The sequence below is a fragment of the Mameliella sp. CS4 genome, from assembly GCF_019392335.1.
Classification (GTDB): domain Bacteria; phylum Pseudomonadota; class Alphaproteobacteria; order Rhodobacterales; family Rhodobacteraceae; genus Antarctobacter.
Map to the genome: position 1 here is coordinate 131,449 of NZ_JAHXRQ010000007.1, position 13,973 is coordinate 145,421.

The 13,973-nt window shown below is 65.9% G+C and carries 16 protein-coding genes; 8 read left to right on the forward strand and 8 right to left on the reverse strand.

Annotated elements, in window-relative coordinates; translation table 11 throughout:
* Window positions 1-46 precede the first annotated feature (46 nt).
* Both KZZ07_RS11080 and KZZ07_RS11085 read right to left on the reverse strand, forming a co-directional pair.
* Window positions 47-718 (reverse strand): DNA-3-methyladenine glycosylase I, encoded by a 672-nt coding sequence (locus KZZ07_RS11080; RefSeq protein ID WP_219514166.1) that lies wholly within the window; start codon window positions 716-718, stop codon window positions 47-49.
* A gap of 56 nt (window positions 719-774) precedes the next feature.
* The gene (locus KZZ07_RS11085) at window positions 775-2,016 is read right to left on the reverse strand and encodes an MFS transporter (RefSeq protein ID WP_219514167.1); all 1,242 of its coding nucleotides are present in this window, start codon (window positions 2,014-2,016) and stop codon (window positions 775-777) included.
* A 112-nt stretch (window positions 2,017-2,128) separates the two neighbouring features.
* Here KZZ07_RS11085 and thrS point away from each other — a divergent pair, with 112 nt between their 5' ends.
* On the forward strand, window positions 2,129-4,078 hold the full coding sequence (gene thrS / locus KZZ07_RS11090; protein WP_219514168.1) for a threonine--tRNA ligase: 1,950 nt from the start codon (window positions 2,129-2,131) through the stop codon (window positions 4,076-4,078).
* Window positions 4,079-4,182: 104 nt separating this feature from the next.
* Here the strand turns inward: thrS and KZZ07_RS11095 are convergent, their stop codons facing one another.
* Window positions 4,183-4,599 carry a VOC family protein gene (locus KZZ07_RS11095; protein WP_219514169.1) on the reverse strand — a complete coding sequence of 139 codons (417 nt, stop codon included), beginning with the start codon at window positions 4,597-4,599 and terminating at the stop codon, window positions 4,183-4,185.
* A 434-nt stretch (window positions 4,600-5,033) separates the two neighbouring features.
* On the opposite strand from KZZ07_RS11095, the gene KZZ07_RS11100 reads away from it, so the two are divergent.
* From KZZ07_RS11100 to KZZ07_RS11115, 4 genes are all read left to right on the forward strand, one after another.
* A complete protein-coding gene (locus tag KZZ07_RS11100) occupies window positions 5,034-5,342 on the forward strand; it encodes a BufA1 family periplasmic bufferin-type metallophore (RefSeq protein ID WP_219514170.1) in 309 nt (102 codons plus the stop codon).
* Between the two features lie 73 nt (window positions 5,343-5,415).
* Window positions 5,416-6,264, forward strand: coding sequence for an MNIO family bufferin maturase (bufB, locus tag KZZ07_RS11105; protein ID WP_219514171.1), 849 nt, complete (start codon window positions 5,416-5,418; stop codon window positions 6,262-6,264).
* 57 nt (window positions 6,265-6,321) lie between these two features.
* On the forward strand, window positions 6,322-7,068 hold the full coding sequence (locus KZZ07_RS11110; protein WP_219514173.1) for an HvfC/BufC N-terminal domain-containing protein: 747 nt from the start codon (window positions 6,322-6,324) through the stop codon (window positions 7,066-7,068).
* Between the two features lie 8 nt (window positions 7,069-7,076).
* Entirely contained in the window at window positions 7,077-7,643 is a 567-nt protein-coding gene (locus KZZ07_RS11115; protein WP_219514175.1) for a DoxX family membrane protein, read from the forward strand.
* Between the two features lie 4 nt (window positions 7,644-7,647).
* On the opposite strand, the gene KZZ07_RS11120 is transcribed toward KZZ07_RS11115, so the two are convergent.
* Together KZZ07_RS11120 and KZZ07_RS11125 are read right to left on the reverse strand one after the other, a co-directional pair.
* Window positions 7,648-8,016 carry a hypothetical protein gene (locus KZZ07_RS11120; RefSeq protein WP_219514177.1) on the reverse strand — a complete coding sequence of 123 codons (369 nt, stop codon included), beginning with the start codon at window positions 8,014-8,016 and terminating at the stop codon, window positions 7,648-7,650.
* Between the two features lie 19 nt (window positions 8,017-8,035).
* The gene (locus KZZ07_RS11125; protein WP_219514178.1) at window positions 8,036-8,353 is read right to left on the reverse strand and encodes an arsenate reductase family protein; all 318 of its coding nucleotides are present in this window, start codon (window positions 8,351-8,353) and stop codon (window positions 8,036-8,038) included.
* A 228-nt stretch (window positions 8,354-8,581) separates the two neighbouring features.
* Between KZZ07_RS11125 and KZZ07_RS11130 the strand changes: the two genes are divergently transcribed.
* Window positions 8,582-8,788 (forward strand): cold-shock protein, encoded by a 207-nt coding sequence (locus KZZ07_RS11130; RefSeq protein ID WP_219514179.1) that lies wholly within the window; start codon window positions 8,582-8,584, stop codon window positions 8,786-8,788.
* Between the two features lie 246 nt (window positions 8,789-9,034).
* Entirely contained in the window at window positions 9,035-9,340 is a 306-nt protein-coding gene (locus KZZ07_RS11135; protein WP_219514180.1) for a hypothetical protein, read from the forward strand.
* Between the two features lie 3 nt (window positions 9,341-9,343).
* Here the strand turns inward: KZZ07_RS11135 and KZZ07_RS11140 are convergent, their stop codons facing one another.
* Complete coding sequence (locus KZZ07_RS11140; protein ID WP_219514181.1) at window positions 9,344-10,681, reverse strand: SH3 domain-containing protein; 1,338 nt, start codon at window positions 10,679-10,681, stop codon at window positions 9,344-9,346.
* 63 nt (window positions 10,682-10,744) lie between these two features.
* Window positions 10,745-11,650, reverse strand: a complete 906-nt coding sequence (locus tag KZZ07_RS11145) for a LysR family transcriptional regulator (protein ID WP_219514182.1) — start codon at window positions 11,648-11,650, stop codon at window positions 10,745-10,747.
* A 107-nt stretch (window positions 11,651-11,757) separates the two neighbouring features.
* On the opposite strand from KZZ07_RS11145, the gene metF reads away from it, so the two are divergent.
* Entirely contained in the window at window positions 11,758-12,627 is an 870-nt protein-coding gene (gene metF, locus KZZ07_RS11150; protein WP_219514183.1) for a methylenetetrahydrofolate reductase [NAD(P)H], read from the forward strand.
* Between the two features lie 180 nt (window positions 12,628-12,807).
* Here metF and KZZ07_RS11155 read toward each other — a convergent pair whose 3' ends face one another.
* The gene (locus KZZ07_RS11155) at window positions 12,808-13,965 is read right to left on the reverse strand and encodes a Gfo/Idh/MocA family protein (RefSeq protein WP_219514184.1); all 1,158 of its coding nucleotides are present in this window, start codon (window positions 13,963-13,965) and stop codon (window positions 12,808-12,810) included.
* Between the last annotated feature and the right edge of the window lie 8 nt (window positions 13,966-13,973).

Genomic DNA, 13,973 nt, shown 5'->3' on the forward strand with positions numbered 1-13,973 from the left:
AAATCGGCTTTCCGGTTTCGCATTCAAGAGGCCGACACAGGCGCCCCTAACCGTCGATGCTCTGTGCAAGGACGCGGCTGATGACCGTCAGGCTCTCGCCGCTCTGGTCCTTCCAGGTGTTGAAAGCCTCTTGCACGGCCTGCATCGCCTTTTTCGACGTGGGGGCCTGGTCGACCACGCCTTCGGCCTCCAGCCGCGCGATGACGGAGGGGGACAGGACATAGCTTTCCTTGCCGAGATAGCGCAGCGTGTAGGCCCCGGTGGAACCGCCCAGGCGGGAGCCGTTCTTTTTCAGCCACTCCAGCAGCCCGGCGAAATCCTCTGCCGGCCAATCCCCCACCTTGCGCCCGAAAGAGCCCGCCTCGGCAGCAACCTCCTGGATAAAGACCGCGTTCTGCTGGATCGCCTGCACCTTAGGCGGGCTGCGGACGATGCGGGGATCGTCCAGCAATTCGTCGAACCAGTCCTCGGACATCATGGCCACACGGCCCACGTCGAAATTGTAAAACGCCTCTTCGATGCCCGCCCACTTGTTCTCGACCACCTGCCAGCTGATGCCCGCCTGAAAGATGCCGCGCGCCATCTGCGCCAGCCAGCGATCGTCAGGAATGGCGGCAAGCGCGTCGGCATCCAGCACCGGCGGCATGTCGGCCATGACCGCCGCGCGCCCGCCCTTGCGGTCCGCCGCAAGCTCGAGAATCTCTTCGTATGTCCGCATGTCGCCTCTCCCTCTGCGCGGGCAGACTGCGCCGCACAGGCAGGACAGGCAAGCGCCTATCGTTCGACCTCGTCCAGGCTCAGCGCAAGCGCAGCCCCCAGCAGGCTGAGCACGGCAAAGCCCGCCAGCGCCACCTGCGGCCCAAGCGCGGCCAGCGCCCCGCCCAGGGCCCCCACCGCCAGCAGCAGCAGACCGATCGAGGTATTGGCCAGTGCCGCATAGGCCGACCGCCGGTCCTTTGGCGCGAAATCGACCAGGTAGACCGAGCGTCCCTGCCGGACGCCGTGATAGGCCAGCATCAAGCCGAACAGCACCAGCGGGATCACCCAGGGGGCACCCGCCCAACCCGCAAGGTCGGCCAGAACCGCCAGCGCCATGAACAGCGCCGCAAGCAGCCCCGAGGCCGCCAGCACCAGCCGAGACGAGCGATCCGCCAGGCGGCCCCAGACATAAGAGGAAAGAAACGAGGCGGCGGAAGAGGCCAGCACCAGCGCCCCCAGCGCCTGCAGCGCGCTTTGGCCCCCGCCCAGCAGCACGAAATACGGCGGCGCCAGCGCGGTCACGGTCAGCGCGCCGCGGGCGGCCACGAACCGGCGCAGGCGCGCATCTTCTCGCAATGGCGACAGGTCGAGGCCCGCGCCTTTCTCCGGCTCCGAGGCCGTTTCTTCCAGCGTCGAAAACAGGATCGCCCCCAGCAGCCAGAGCGCCGAAGCCAGGCCAATCGCCACCATCACCGGCCAGAGCGCCTGCCCCGGCCCGACCATGAGGATCAGCGCGAACCCAAGCACCGCCAGCGCCGAGATCGACCCCGCGATGCCCGTCACCGCGCCGCGCCGAGTCTTGCCCACCGTCTTGCCCAGGATGTCCTTGAAGCTGACGGAACAGAGTGACCGGCTGACCGCCAGTCCGCCCAGCGCAAGAGCCATGGCCACCCCGGCCACCCAGCCCGAAAGCGTCAGAGCCGCCAGAACGATCAGCGCGGCACAGATCCCCTGCCCCGCCGAACCGGCAACCCAGGCCCATTTGCGGTGCCGCATCGCCTGCACGCGGCCCGCCAGCACAATCTGCGGCAAGAGCGCCCCCGCCTCGCGGATGGGCACGAAAAGCCCGACGATCCCCGCTGGCACGCCCAAGGCCCCGCCCAGCCAGCTGAGCACCAGCTTGGGGTCGATCAGCCCATCGGCCAGTTTTGTCATCGTCAGGCTGGTGGCATGGCGCAACCCGTTGCGGGCCTCGCGCGCCTCCACCTCTTTGGCGCCGGTCAACCCTTCGTAGACTTCTGTCGTGCTATCGCTCATCCCGCCCTCTTCCCGCTTGACTTCACCGACCTCGGGGGCCATTGCCACTGGCACAACACATACCCGCAACCGGGCGTTCCGTGGGCGCCAAACCGACGAGGAGACTAGGCCGATGAGCCAGATTTCCCTGACATTTCCAGATGGCTCGAAACGTGACTTCGACAAGGGCGTGACCCCTGCCGAGATCGCGGCGAGCATTTCCAAATCGCTTGGCAAGAAAGCGATTTCCGCCACCGTGGGCGATGCCCACTGGGACCTGCAATGGCCCATCGAGCAGGACGCCAGCATCGCCATCAACACGATGGTCGATGACGCGCCCGCGCTGGAACTGATCCGGCACGACCTTGCCCATATCATGGCCCGCGCCGTGCAGGAGATCTGGCCCGACGTGAAAGTCACCATCGGCCCGGTGATCGAGAACGGCTGGTACTACGACTTCGACCGGGCAGAGCCTTTCACGCCCGAGGATCTGGGCGCGATCGAGAAGAAGATGAAGGAGATCATCAACCGCCGCGATCCCGTGACCACCGAGGTCTGGGAGCGTGAGCGCGCGGTGAAATTCTACGAGGCCAACAACGAGCCCTACAAGGTGGAGCTGATCGAGGCCATTCCCGGCAGCGATCCGATCCGCATGTACTGGCACGGCCACTGGCAGGATCTCTGCCGCGGCCCGCACCTGCAGCACACCGGGCAGGTCCCGGGCGACAGCTTCAAGCTGATGAGCGTGGCGGGCGCCTACTGGCGCGGGGACAGCAACCGCCAGATGCTGCAACGCATCTACGGTGTTGCCTTCAAGAACAAGGAAGACCTCAAGAAACACCTGCACATGCTGGAAGAGGCGGCCAAGCGCGACCACCGCAAGCTGGGCCGCGAGATGGAACTCTTTCACATGCAGGAAGAGGCGCCGGGGCAGATCTTCTGGCATCCGAACGGGTGGACCATATACACCACGCTGCAGGACTACATGCGCCGCCAGCAGACGCGCGGCGGCTATGTCGAGGTGAACACGCCGCAGGTCGTCGACCGCAAGCTGTGGGAACGCTCGGGCCACTGGGAAAAGTACCAGGAAAACATGTTCATCGTCGAAGTGGACGAAGAACATGCCCGTGAAAAGGCGATCAACGCCCTGAAGCCGATGAACTGCCCCTGCCACGTCGAGATCTTCAAGCAGGGGCTGAAGTCCTATCGCGACTTGCCCTTGCGGATGGCAGAGTTCGGGTCTTGCGCGCGCTATGAACCCTCGGGCGCGCTGCACGGGATCATGCGGGTGCGTGGGTTCACCCAGGACGACGCGCATATCTTTGCGACCGAGGACCAGATCGCGTCCGAGACCGAGCGCTTCATCGGCTTTCTGGCCGGCATCTACCGCGACCTCGGTTTCCCGTCCTACAAAATCAAGTTCTCGGACCGGCCGGACACGCGCGCCGGATCGGACGAGATCTGGGACAAGGCGGAAGAGGCGCTCTTGAGCGCCACGCGCAAGGTGACCAACGACATCGAGCTGAACCCGGGTGAAGGTGCCTTCTACGGGCCGAAACTGGAATTCGTGCTGACCGATGCGATTGGGCGCGACTGGCAGTGTGGCACCTTCCAGGTGGATTTTGTCCTGCCGGAGCGGCTGGACGCGCATTACATCGGGCAGGACGGCGCCAAGCATCGCCCGGTGATGCTGCACCGTGCGACGCTGGGGTCGTTCGAACGCTTTATCGGTATCCTGATCGAGGAACACGCCGGCAAGCTGCCCTTCTGGCTGGCTCCGCGCCAGGTGGTCGTGGCCTCGATCACCTCGGAGGCGGATGACTACGTCGCCCATGTGGTCGAGACGCTGACCAAGGCCGGTGTCCGGGCCGAGGCCGACATCCGCAACGAGAAGATCAACTACAAGGTGCGCGAGCATTCGGTCGGCAAGGTCCCGGTGATCCTGGCCGTCGGCCACCGCGAGGTCGAAGAGCGGACCGTCACCGTGCGCCGCTTGGGCGAGAAGCAGACGCAGGTCGCCTCGCTGGATGAGATCACGGCAGAGCTTGGCCGCGACGCGACCCCGCCCGACCTGCGCGGCTGACAGCCGTCCCGATTGGAAACATGACAAAGGCCGTCCCCCCGGGGGCGGCCTTTTCCGGTCAGGCATGGCGGAGCGGTACGTCCTGACGGGGCACGCCGCCCGCCTTACCCGTCCCGCCCCGGTTCGGTCGGATCGCATGAGAACAGCGCGATCTTGTTGCCTTGCGGGTCGCGCAGGTAGCCCACGTAGAAATGCGCTCCGTAGCTGGCGCGAAACCCCGGTTGGCCCTCGTCAGAGCCGCCAGCGGCCAGCGCGGCGGCGTGCAGGTCGCGGACTTGGGATTGGCCCCGCGCCTCGAAGGCGATCATGGCGCCGTTACCTCCCGTCGCGGGGCGCCCGTCGAACGGTGGCTTGACGTAGAAATCGGGCAGCACCGGCGACTGACCAGGGGCCTGGGGCAAGGCGTAGCTCAGCCCCTCCGGCCCTTCCGTCAGGGTGTAGCCGAGGGGCGGCAGGACGGCGTCGTAGAACCGTTTCGCGCGCGGGATGTCATCCGCGCCGACCGTGACATAGGCAATCATGCGGCGTGATACCTTCCGTAAGGCGGGGCTTGCGGATCTTATGCCGACGGCCTCCCCGGCTCAACACCCGCGCCAGAGCCGGAGGCGCCGCGCCGACGCGTTTTTCACGGGGCCAAGCGACGGAAACCCCGACTTGACACGTTACAGCCCTGACAAAAGCCGTGAAGAGACCCGACCGACAGCCCGTACGGGCCATGCACCCTGTAACATTCTGCCATGCAGCACAGGCGCGGCGGCGATTTTCATTACAAATCCCCCCGTCCACCTGCCGGAATCCTCTCTCTGACCTCTCAGGCGTGACACGCGGGCTGATGGGCGCGTGATGCACAGGCCCGTGTATCGCGGCAAACCTTCCAGCGCGGCAATCTGCAGTTACCGACGGGCAAATCGGCCCGCGGCCAAGTTTCACAACGTCCAATCACCGGAGGAACCCAATGTCCTACACTCTTAAATCCGCCGCCCTCGTCGGCGCCGTCGCCGCCGCCATCGCCGCAACCGGCGCCCATGCCGACGAAATGGCACAGGAAAAATGCTTTGGCGTCAGCCTCGCCGGCGAAAACGACTGTGCCGCCGGCCCCGGCACCACCTGCGCCGGCACCTCCAAGGTCGACTACCAGGGCAACGCCTGGACACTGGTCGACGCGGGCACCTGCACCGAGATCGAGCTGCCGGCAATGGCGGACGGCACCGAGCGCATGGGCTCGCTGGACGCGCTGGAGCGCGACCTGCCGATGGACTCGTAAGGGTCGTGCCACGGGGCGCCCCGGCGCGCCCCGTGGCGACTGTCCTTTTCCTGTCCCGATCCGAGTCAGAGCGATGTTCGACACGACCAGCCCCCTCCCCCCCTTGCCCGGCGTCGGCTACAAGCCGCAGCATTATTCGGCCATCCTGGACGATCCCGCCCCCGTTGGCTGGTTCGAGGTCCACGCCGAGAACTACATGGGCAATGGCGGCAGGCCGCTGGCACAGTTGCGCGCCCTGTCTGAACGCTTTCCGATCTCCGTCCACGGTGTCGGCCTGTCCATCGGTGGGCCGGACAGGCTGCACCCGGACCACCTTGCAAGGCTGAAACATCTTGTCGGCTGGCTGAACCCGGCGAGCTTTTCCGAGCACCTGGCCTGGTCGACCCATGACAGCGCCTTTCTGAACGACCTGCTGCCGCTGCCCTATACCCCCGCAACGCTCACCCGTGTCTGCGATCATGTCGACGAGGTTCAAGAGGCGCTGGGACGACAAATGCTGCTGGAAAATCCGTCCAGCTACCTGGCGTTTGCCGAAAGCACGCTGGACGAGACGGGCTTTCTGCACGAAGTCGTCCGCCGCACCGGCTGCGGGCTGTTGCTGGACGTGAACAACGTCTTCGTTTCGGCCACCAACCTCGGCTACAGCCCGCAGGAGTACATCGCGCGCTTTCCGATGGATGCAGTGGGTGAGATCCACCTGGCGGGCCATGACGAGGACCACGATGATCATGGCGCGCCGCTGTTGATCGACAGCCACGGGCGCGAGGTGGCCGAGCCCGTCTGGGCCTTGCTGGAGCTGGTGCTGGACCGCGCCGGGCCACTGCCCCTGCTGATCGAATGGGACAATGACGTGCCGAACTGGCCGGTGCTGGCGGCAGAGGCGGCGCGCGCCGCGCGGGCGCTGGACAGGGTGACGGCCTGAAGCTGGGGGCGTCATGCCGGGGTATTCGGACCAGGAAGAAACACAAGGGAGCGCGTAATGGCCAGCTATGCCGAGACAGGTTTCCGCAGCGCTCTGCTGCGCGGGGATGCGCCCGTACCCGAGGGCCTGACCGATGGCGCGGGGCGGCCCGCCGGGCGGCGCTATGACGTCTATCGCAACAACGTGGCCGTGGCCCTGCGCGAGGCGCTGGAGACGGGCTTTCCCGCGGTGGCCAGGCTGATCGGACCCGAGAATTTTGCCCGCGCGGCGGGGATGTTCCTGCGCAGCCATCCCCCCACCAGCCCCGTGATGATGGAATACGGCGCGGGTTTCCCCGAGTTCCTCGAGGGGATCGAGGCGCTGCGCGGGATCGGCTACCTGGGCGATGTCGCCCGGCTGGAACTGGCGCTGCGGCAGAGCTATCACGCCGCCGACGCGCCTAAGCTGGACGCCACGCGACTGGCCGGGATGGATGAGGTTGCGCTGATGGGCGCGCGCCTTGTTCCGGCGCCGGCCCTGCGGTTGCTGTGCTCTTCCTGGCCTCTGCTGTCGATCTATCGCTTCACGATCGAGACGGGCCGGCCCAAGCCCCCCGCCCGCGCCGAGGCGGTTGTCATCACCCGCCCGGATTTCGATCCCGTGCCGCATCTTCTGCCGCCGGGCGGTGCCGGCTTTCTTGCCGCCTTGACCCGGGGCGAGACATTCGGCGCGGCGGTCGAGGCCGCAGGCCCCGGTTTCGACCTTTCCGCCACGCTCTCGCTCCTGTTGCGGCAGGGCGCCTTTTCCGACCTGCTCACCGATTAGAGGACCCGATGGACCGTCTCATCTCTTTGCATAATGCGATCTTTGCCCCTGTCGAACGGCTGGGCGATCACTTGATCCCGCTGCTGGCGCGGCTTGTCTTTGCGGCGACGCTCCTGCGGTATTACTGGAATTCCGCCGGAACCAAGGTCTGGGACCGCAAGGGCGAAGAGGGGATCCTGGATTTCTTCACGCTGGAATCCGGCACCTATGCGCAGATGTTCCCCAAGGCCTTCGAGGCGGCGGGCTACAATACCGCCAACATGGGGATTCACTACGACATCATCGCCCTGGCCGGGACCTACGCGGAATGGCTCTTGCCCCTGTTGATCGTCCTGGGCCTGTTCACACGACTGGCGGCTTTGGGAATGATCGGCTTTATCACCGTGCAGACCTGGGTCGACGTGACCGGGCATGGCGGCGCGCTGGGCACCTTGTTCGACACACGTTACGGCCTGATCGACGAGCGGGCGCTCTGGGTCCTTCTGCTTCTGGTGATCGTGATCCGGGGCGCGGGCGTCCTGTCGCTGGACCGGCTGTTCGGCCTCGCGCCTGCGGCGCGCCACCTCCCCGCCTGACGGATCAGAAATGCGCCTTGGGCTCGTCGGGCTTGCCCGCCGCCAGCGCCAGGACCCCGCCCAGGCCCGCGAAGGCGATGGGGAACATGGTGAAGACGTTAAAGCCGAAGGCATAGAACATCGCCGCCGCCGAAAGCAGCAGCAGGATCCCGCCCCAAAGCGCGCGCGCCTTGGCCATGGCACCGCCCGCGATGGCCAGCAGGGGCGCCAGGATCGAGACGATGCGCACCGTCTCGGGGTCGTCAAACATGCCGAACATCTCTTCGACCTCGCCCACGTTCTTGACCAGCTCCGTGTAGCCGAAGCCGAAGAACCCGACGATCATGCCGATCACACCGGCGATGATGCCCAATGTCAGTGCCGCGTTGCGCATAGTCCTGCCTCCTGCCCTGTCATACCGCGCCCAGGGCGGACTGCGCCGCCTTGTCCCAGCCCAGCACCATGCGCTGATCCTCGACGAATAGCGGGCGTTTCATCACCGTCGGATGGGCCGCGATCAGCGCGGCGGGATCCATCGCGCGCGTGTCCTCGTCGAAATCCCGCCAGGTGGTCGACCGCGTATTGACCAGCTTGTCCCCGAACAGCGCCAGCGCGCGGTCCAGGACCTCGCCCGGCAGACCCTCTTCGCGGACATCGACAAAGGTTGCCGCCGGCAGCGCCTTGCGTGCCTTGCGGCAGGTGTCGCAGGTCTTCAACCCGTAGATGATCATGCACAATCCCTTGGCAGTCTGCGGTTCAGGATCGTCAGATAGGCAAGTTTTCGTCGAAATGCGAGGGTGTGACTCTTGTATTTCGCCTATCTGCGCTAAACTCCCCTGCGTGATGTTCGTACTTCGGATGCTTGGCGCCCCGGCGTCCTGCGGCTCTGAATGGCGAATGTGACCTTCTCCGATCTGCACGGGGATGAACGCTAGGACTTGAATAGGAGCACGGGGATTATGCCGAACGGCACCGTGAAGTGGTTCAACACCACGAAAGGCTATGGATTCATCGCGCCGGACGAAGGGGGGAAAGACGTTTTTGTTCATATCTCCGCTGTCGAACGCTCGGGTTTGACCGGGCTCGCCGACAATCAGAAGGTCAGCTACGAGTTGCGAGAGGGACGCGACGGCCGAACGATGGCCTCGGACCTCCAGATCCTCTGACCTGGACGCCGGGCACGGGCACCGGCTTTCCGATCGACACCGAACCGGCCGGGCGGTCACGCCCGGACATCTCCTTGTTGTCGTCGAGTCCAACCAGGTCAAGGCAGGAAACTCCAAGAAATCTCGTAAAATTCCAGGCACTTGGCGCTTCGACGCCGACACAAATTCTAGTACCCTCACGGGGCCGGTGCGGGGTCCGGCACGGGCGATACGCCCGCGTATCTCTGCACCCCTTTGGAACCCGTGATGCCGATCAGATGGATCACCGCTGCCACAGTTCTGGCGACCGTCGCCTTGCTGGTCGTCGGCGTGAACCAGCTGCCCCCGCTGACACAGGGGGGCCTGCCGCGCAGCGGCCCGCCGCCGTTTGGCGCGGTTTCCGCCCCCGCCGATCCCGCGGCCTGGTGCCGGGCCAACCTTTCCGACGTGAATTGCGGCTGTTTCGCACAAAAGGCCGACGAGGTCATGAGCGCCCCGCATGAACGCCTGCAAGGGCTGAGCTATGCCAACCGATGGGATCTTGCGCGCGCGCAGGCCGGCGCGGGGTGCTGAACGTCACTCGAACCCGATCGGGCGGATCAGGTTCAAAAGGTTTGCCTCTCTTTCCCGGCGGCTGACAAAGCGCGCGCTGACCCAGCCATCCTGCCGGCTGCCCGAGATCTTGAACCAGACGCCCTGCGCGTCTTCGGTCACCGCACATTCGGTAACCGTGACCTTGTTGCCCGCCTGAACGCGTCCCACCGTCGCGCCCGCCAGCCCGGGCGCATCGCGCAGCCGGACGGTGGCGAGGGTCTCGCGCTGCCAATCGATCCTGCGCGGGTAGTCAAAGCCGTAGGCCTGCATCTGCGCCTGCCTTTCCTCCAGGAATTCCTCTTCGAGGAACGCGTTGTCCCAGTCCCAGCCGAAATACTCAGTGGTCAGGCGGCCGCCGTGGCACCCCAGAACATCCGCCAGAACCGCCGCGGTGATGGCCGGGCCGTCACCCGCAAGCGCCGCCGCGAACCCGCCCAGCTCACGGCAATCAGGCTCGACGAACATCCAGGTTTCATAGCTGTCACGCGTCGGCAATCCGCCTTGCCGGGTCTGGTCCAGCAAGCCGCAGATGATCCGGACATCCTCGTCGGTCAGACCGTCCCGCGTCACCGGGGCGACCAAGGCCCCCGTGGCCACGGGATCAAATCCCAAAACCCGCGTGACCAGTCCGCCGCGCAGGATGAACATCTGTTCCGCGCCGCGATAATGTATCACATTCTGCGCCAGGGCCGGGGGTGTCTGCCCGTTCGCGATCAGCGACAGGAACAGCGCCATCGTGTCAAAGGCGAGCTCCATCGTCTCGCCGGCCTCTGCCAGCCGGGTCGCCAATTCGGGCCGGATGAAAGGCATGTGAAAGCCAAGCTCTGCCCCGACCTCAACAAACCGTTCCTGGGCGCCCTTGTCCCGCGGCAGTGCCGAGAGCGCAAAGGCCAGCGCGCAGGCCGAAAGGCAACGGTCGCCTTTCAGCACAAAGACGCCCCCCAGCCCCGGCGCAAAGTTCCCTCCACGCCATTGCTGGAGGTACTCGCCGATGGCGATGCCCTCGGTCAGACTGCCGCCCGGGCTGTCCAGCACCACGTGCAGGGGCCGGGACAGCCTGACTTCGCCGTTGGGTGATCCCGCAAGCGCCTTCAACTTGTCCAGATCACCAGCCTCTATCGTGCCGGAAATCCGGATGATCCCGCCCTGCCAGTCGTCCGTGCCCCAAAGCTCCCGCACCTCCAGCACCGGCGTTTCATTCGGATAGACCGGACGCAAGGCCTCCAGCCGCGGGGCGAGATCCGGTCGCAATTCGACGGTCGCCGCCATGGCGGCAGTTGATTGCAAAAGGAAAAACCCGATGACTGCAAGAATCCGCATGATCAATTTCTCCAGGTCAATTTGCCCAAGCCTAGGAGAAGGTCCCGTCACCGGACAAGCCCGTCACGCCGCCTGCAGCCTGCGCGCCTCCTCACCTGCCAGCTGGATCAGCAGTTGCATGTAGGGCTTTTCAAGGTCCTCGGTCCGCACTGCCGCGTAAAGTCGCCGCGTCAGCCCCTCTTTCGTGAGGGGCCGTGTGACATAGTCCGAGCTGTATTTCACCTCGCGCACCACCCAGTCGGGCAGCACCGTGACACCGCGGTTCGAGGCCACCAGCAGCAGGATCACAGCGGTCAGTTCCACCTGCCGGATCGCCGCCGGTTCCACCTTGGCGGGCGACAGGAGCTGGCTGAAGATATCCAGCCGCGCCCGGTCCACCGGGTAGGTGATCAGCGTCTGACCACGGAAATCCTCGGCCTCGATATAGTCCTTCTCCGCCAGCGGATGCTGGGCAGAGGCCACGAAGACCGGGCTATAGTCGAAAAGCGGCACGAAGGTGACACCGGCCAGGTCCTCGGGATCCGAGGAAATGACCACGTCCACTTCTTCCTTCATCAGCGCGGGCAGCGCGTCGAAGGCCAGCCCCGGGCGGATGTCCACGTCCACGTCGCCGAATTTCTTGCGGAACCCTTCCAGCACCGGGAACAGCCATTCGAAACAGGCGTGGCATTCGATGGCGATATGCAGCCGGCCCGACTTGCCCTCGCGCAGGCCCTCGAACTCGGCCTGCACCGCCTCGACCTGAGGCAGGATCTGTTCCGCCAGCCGCAGCAGGCGAAACCCCGCCGCCGAGAGCTTCATCGGCTTGGACCGGCGCACGAAAAGCTCGACCCCCGCCTGATCCTCAAGCCCCTTGATCTGGTGACTCAGCGCCGACTGGGTGATGTTCAGCATCTCCGCCGCCCGCGCCACGCCGCCCGCGTCATGGATCGCCTTGATGGTCCGGAGATGCCGGAATTCGATATGCATGGGGGCTTTCCCTCATTCGCCTCATGTTGATCTTGAGATTTATGAGTTTGTCTCACAATGCTGCACGTGCGACAAGGTCCCCAACGCCATAGAGGACTCTCCGCATCATGCAGCGCCCCGAAATCTCCTTCGAATTCTTCCCGCCGAAAAACATCGAGGCCACCTTTCGCCTCTGGGACGCGGTGCAGGTTCTTTCCCCGCTGGCGCCGCGCTTCGTCTCGGTGACCTACGGCGCGGGCGGCACCACCCGTGACCTGACCCGCGACGTGGTGGCCACGCTGCACAAACATTCCGGCCTGCGCACCGCGGCGCATCTGACCTGCGTCAACGCCACCCGCGCCGAAACGCTGGCCATCGCCGAAGGCTTTGCCGAGGCGGGCGTGACCGACATCGTCGCCCTGCGCGGCGACCCGCCCAAGGGCGCGGCGGGCTTTGAACAGCATCCCGAGGGCTTTGCCAACTCGATAGAGCTGATCGAGGCGCTGGCCGAGACCGGCAAGTTCACCCAGCGCGTCGGCGCCTACCCCGACTGCCACCCCGAGGCCGCAGACATGGACGCCAACATCGCTTGGCTCAAGCGCAAGCTGGACGCCGGCGCGGATGAGGCGCTGACCCAGTTCTTCTTCGAGGCCGACACCTTCTTCCGCTTCCGCGACGCCTGCCAGAAGGCCGGGATCGACGGCGACAAGCTGGTGCCCGGCATCCTGCCGATCGAGAACTGGAACGGCGCGCGCCGTTTTGCCGAAAGCTGTGGCACCTACATCCCGCAATGGGTGTCGGATGCCTTCGACAAGGCGCAGCGCGACGGGCGCGAGGACCTGCTGGCCACGGCGATCTGCACCGAGCTTTGTTCGGACCTGCTCGAAGGCGGCGTGGACAAGCTGCACTTCTACACGCTCAACCGCCCGGAACTGACCCGCGACGTTTGTTTCGCATTGGGCGTCACGCCCGAGGTGGCCCTGGAACAGGTGGCCTGACCACCCTCCCTCGTAGGACAAACCGCCCCGCCCGGCTTCGCCGCGGCGGGGTTTTTCATTCCCGGCTTTTTGCCTTGCTGAGACCCGAAGCGGAAGACTGTGCCAGAGGCACGCCCAAAGGGACGGTGGGCGGGGCGTCTTTCGCGCCGCAGGCGCGGAACAGCGTCCGTCCACCGTGCCTCAGCGCATCATCGGCGGGCGCGCCTCCACCCAGGCGCCCTCGGCCTTGCCGCTCTCCGCCACCGCAAAGACCGCCGCCATCGAGCGCAAGCCGTCCTCCGCCCGCGGATACAGATCCGCCGCCGGATCCATCGCGCGGCCCTCGGCGCGCGCCCGGATCGCCTCGGCCAGATCGGCGTAGATGTTGCCAAAGGCCAGAGGCATCCCCTCGGCGTGGCCCACCGTCACCCGGCTGGCTCGCGTCGCTTCGGGCGACAGGCCCGGCCCGCCGCGTTCGATCACCTCCAGCCGCCCGCCCAGCGGCATCCAGTACAGCTGGTTCGGCTGTTCCTGCGCCCAGCGCAGCCCGCCCGTTTCGCCGAAGACCTGCAAGGTCAGCCCATGCTGCCGCCCCAGCGCGATCGACGAGGTCCAGAGCCGCCCCACCGCGCCGCCGTCAAAGCGCAGATTCACCTGCGCGTCATCCTCCAGAACGCGACTCTCGATACAGCTGACCATGTCCGCCGACAGCCGTGCGACCTCCTGTCCGATCACGAACGAGGCCATGTGCAGCGCATGGATGCCGCAATCGGCGAATTGCGCCGAGACCCCCGCCTGCGCCGGGTCATAGCGCCAGCGCACGCGCGGATTGTCAGCGTCGCCCGCATCCGCGTGATGGCCATGGGCAAATTCCGCCACCACCATACGCACGCGGCCCAGGTCCCCCGACGCCACCATCGCCCGCATCTGCCGCACCAGCGCATAGCCCGAATAGCCATAGTTCACCGCGCAGATGCGCCCTGTCTCCTGCGACAGCCGCACGATCTCCTCGCCCTCGGCCACGGTCATGGTCATGGGTTTTTCACACAGAACGTGGAATCCCTCCTCCAGAAAGGCCTTCGTGATCTCGAAATGCGTGGCGTTGGGCGTGGCCACGGTCACCAGGTCCACCCGGTCGGCACGCGCACGCTCTCCCTCCAGCATCTCGCGCCAGTCGCCATAGGCCCGGTCCGGTGTCAGCCCCAGCCGCTGACCGTAGGCACGACCGGCGTCGGCCCGGTGGTCCAGTGCCCCGGCGACGAAATCGAACGCTCCGTCCAGCCCGGCGGCCAGCCGGTGCGCCGGGCCGATCTGGCTGCCCTCGCCACCGCCGATCATGCCCCAGTTCAGTTGTCCCATTCCCGCAT

Excerpts from the sequence above, each read along its gene's own strand:
- KZZ07_RS11080 (WP_219514166.1), bottom strand. The coding sequence starts at position 718 with ATGCGGACATACGAAGAGATTCTCGAGCTTGCGGCGGACCGCAAGGGC.
- KZZ07_RS11085 (WP_219514167.1), bottom strand. The coding sequence starts at position 2,016 with ATGAGCGATAGCACGACAGAAGTCTACGAAGGGTTGACCGGCGCCAAA.
- thrS (WP_219514168.1), top strand. The coding sequence starts at position 2,129 with ATGAGCCAGATTTCCCTGACATTTCCAGATGGCTCGAAACGTGACTTC.
- KZZ07_RS11095 (WP_219514169.1), bottom strand. The coding sequence starts at position 4,599 with ATGATTGCCTATGTCACGGTCGGCGCGGATGACATCCCGCGCGCGAAA.
- KZZ07_RS11100 (WP_219514170.1), top strand. The coding sequence starts at position 5,034 with ATGTCCTACACTCTTAAATCCGCCGCCCTCGTCGGCGCCGTCGCCGCC.
- bufB (WP_219514171.1), top strand. The coding sequence starts at position 5,416 with ATGTTCGACACGACCAGCCCCCTCCCCCCCTTGCCCGGCGTCGGCTAC.
- KZZ07_RS11110 (WP_219514173.1), top strand. The coding sequence starts at position 6,322 with ATGGCCAGCTATGCCGAGACAGGTTTCCGCAGCGCTCTGCTGCGCGGG.
- KZZ07_RS11115 (WP_219514175.1), top strand. The coding sequence starts at position 7,077 with ATGGACCGTCTCATCTCTTTGCATAATGCGATCTTTGCCCCTGTCGAA.
- KZZ07_RS11120 (WP_219514177.1), bottom strand. The coding sequence starts at position 8,016 with ATGCGCAACGCGGCACTGACATTGGGCATCATCGCCGGTGTGATCGGC.
- KZZ07_RS11125 (WP_219514178.1), bottom strand. The coding sequence starts at position 8,353 with ATGATCATCTACGGGTTGAAGACCTGCGACACCTGCCGCAAGGCACGC.
- KZZ07_RS11130 (WP_219514179.1), top strand. The coding sequence starts at position 8,582 with ATGCCGAACGGCACCGTGAAGTGGTTCAACACCACGAAAGGCTATGGA.
- KZZ07_RS11135 (WP_219514180.1), top strand. The coding sequence starts at position 9,035 with ATGCCGATCAGATGGATCACCGCTGCCACAGTTCTGGCGACCGTCGCC.
- KZZ07_RS11140 (WP_219514181.1), bottom strand. The coding sequence starts at position 10,681 with ATGCGGATTCTTGCAGTCATCGGGTTTTTCCTTTTGCAATCAACTGCC.
- KZZ07_RS11145 (WP_219514182.1), bottom strand. The coding sequence starts at position 11,650 with ATGCATATCGAATTCCGGCATCTCCGGACCATCAAGGCGATCCATGAC.
- metF (WP_219514183.1), top strand. The coding sequence starts at position 11,758 with ATGCAGCGCCCCGAAATCTCCTTCGAATTCTTCCCGCCGAAAAACATC.
- KZZ07_RS11155 (WP_219514184.1), bottom strand. The coding sequence starts at position 13,965 with ATGGGACAACTGAACTGGGGCATGATCGGCGGTGGCGAGGGCAGCCAG.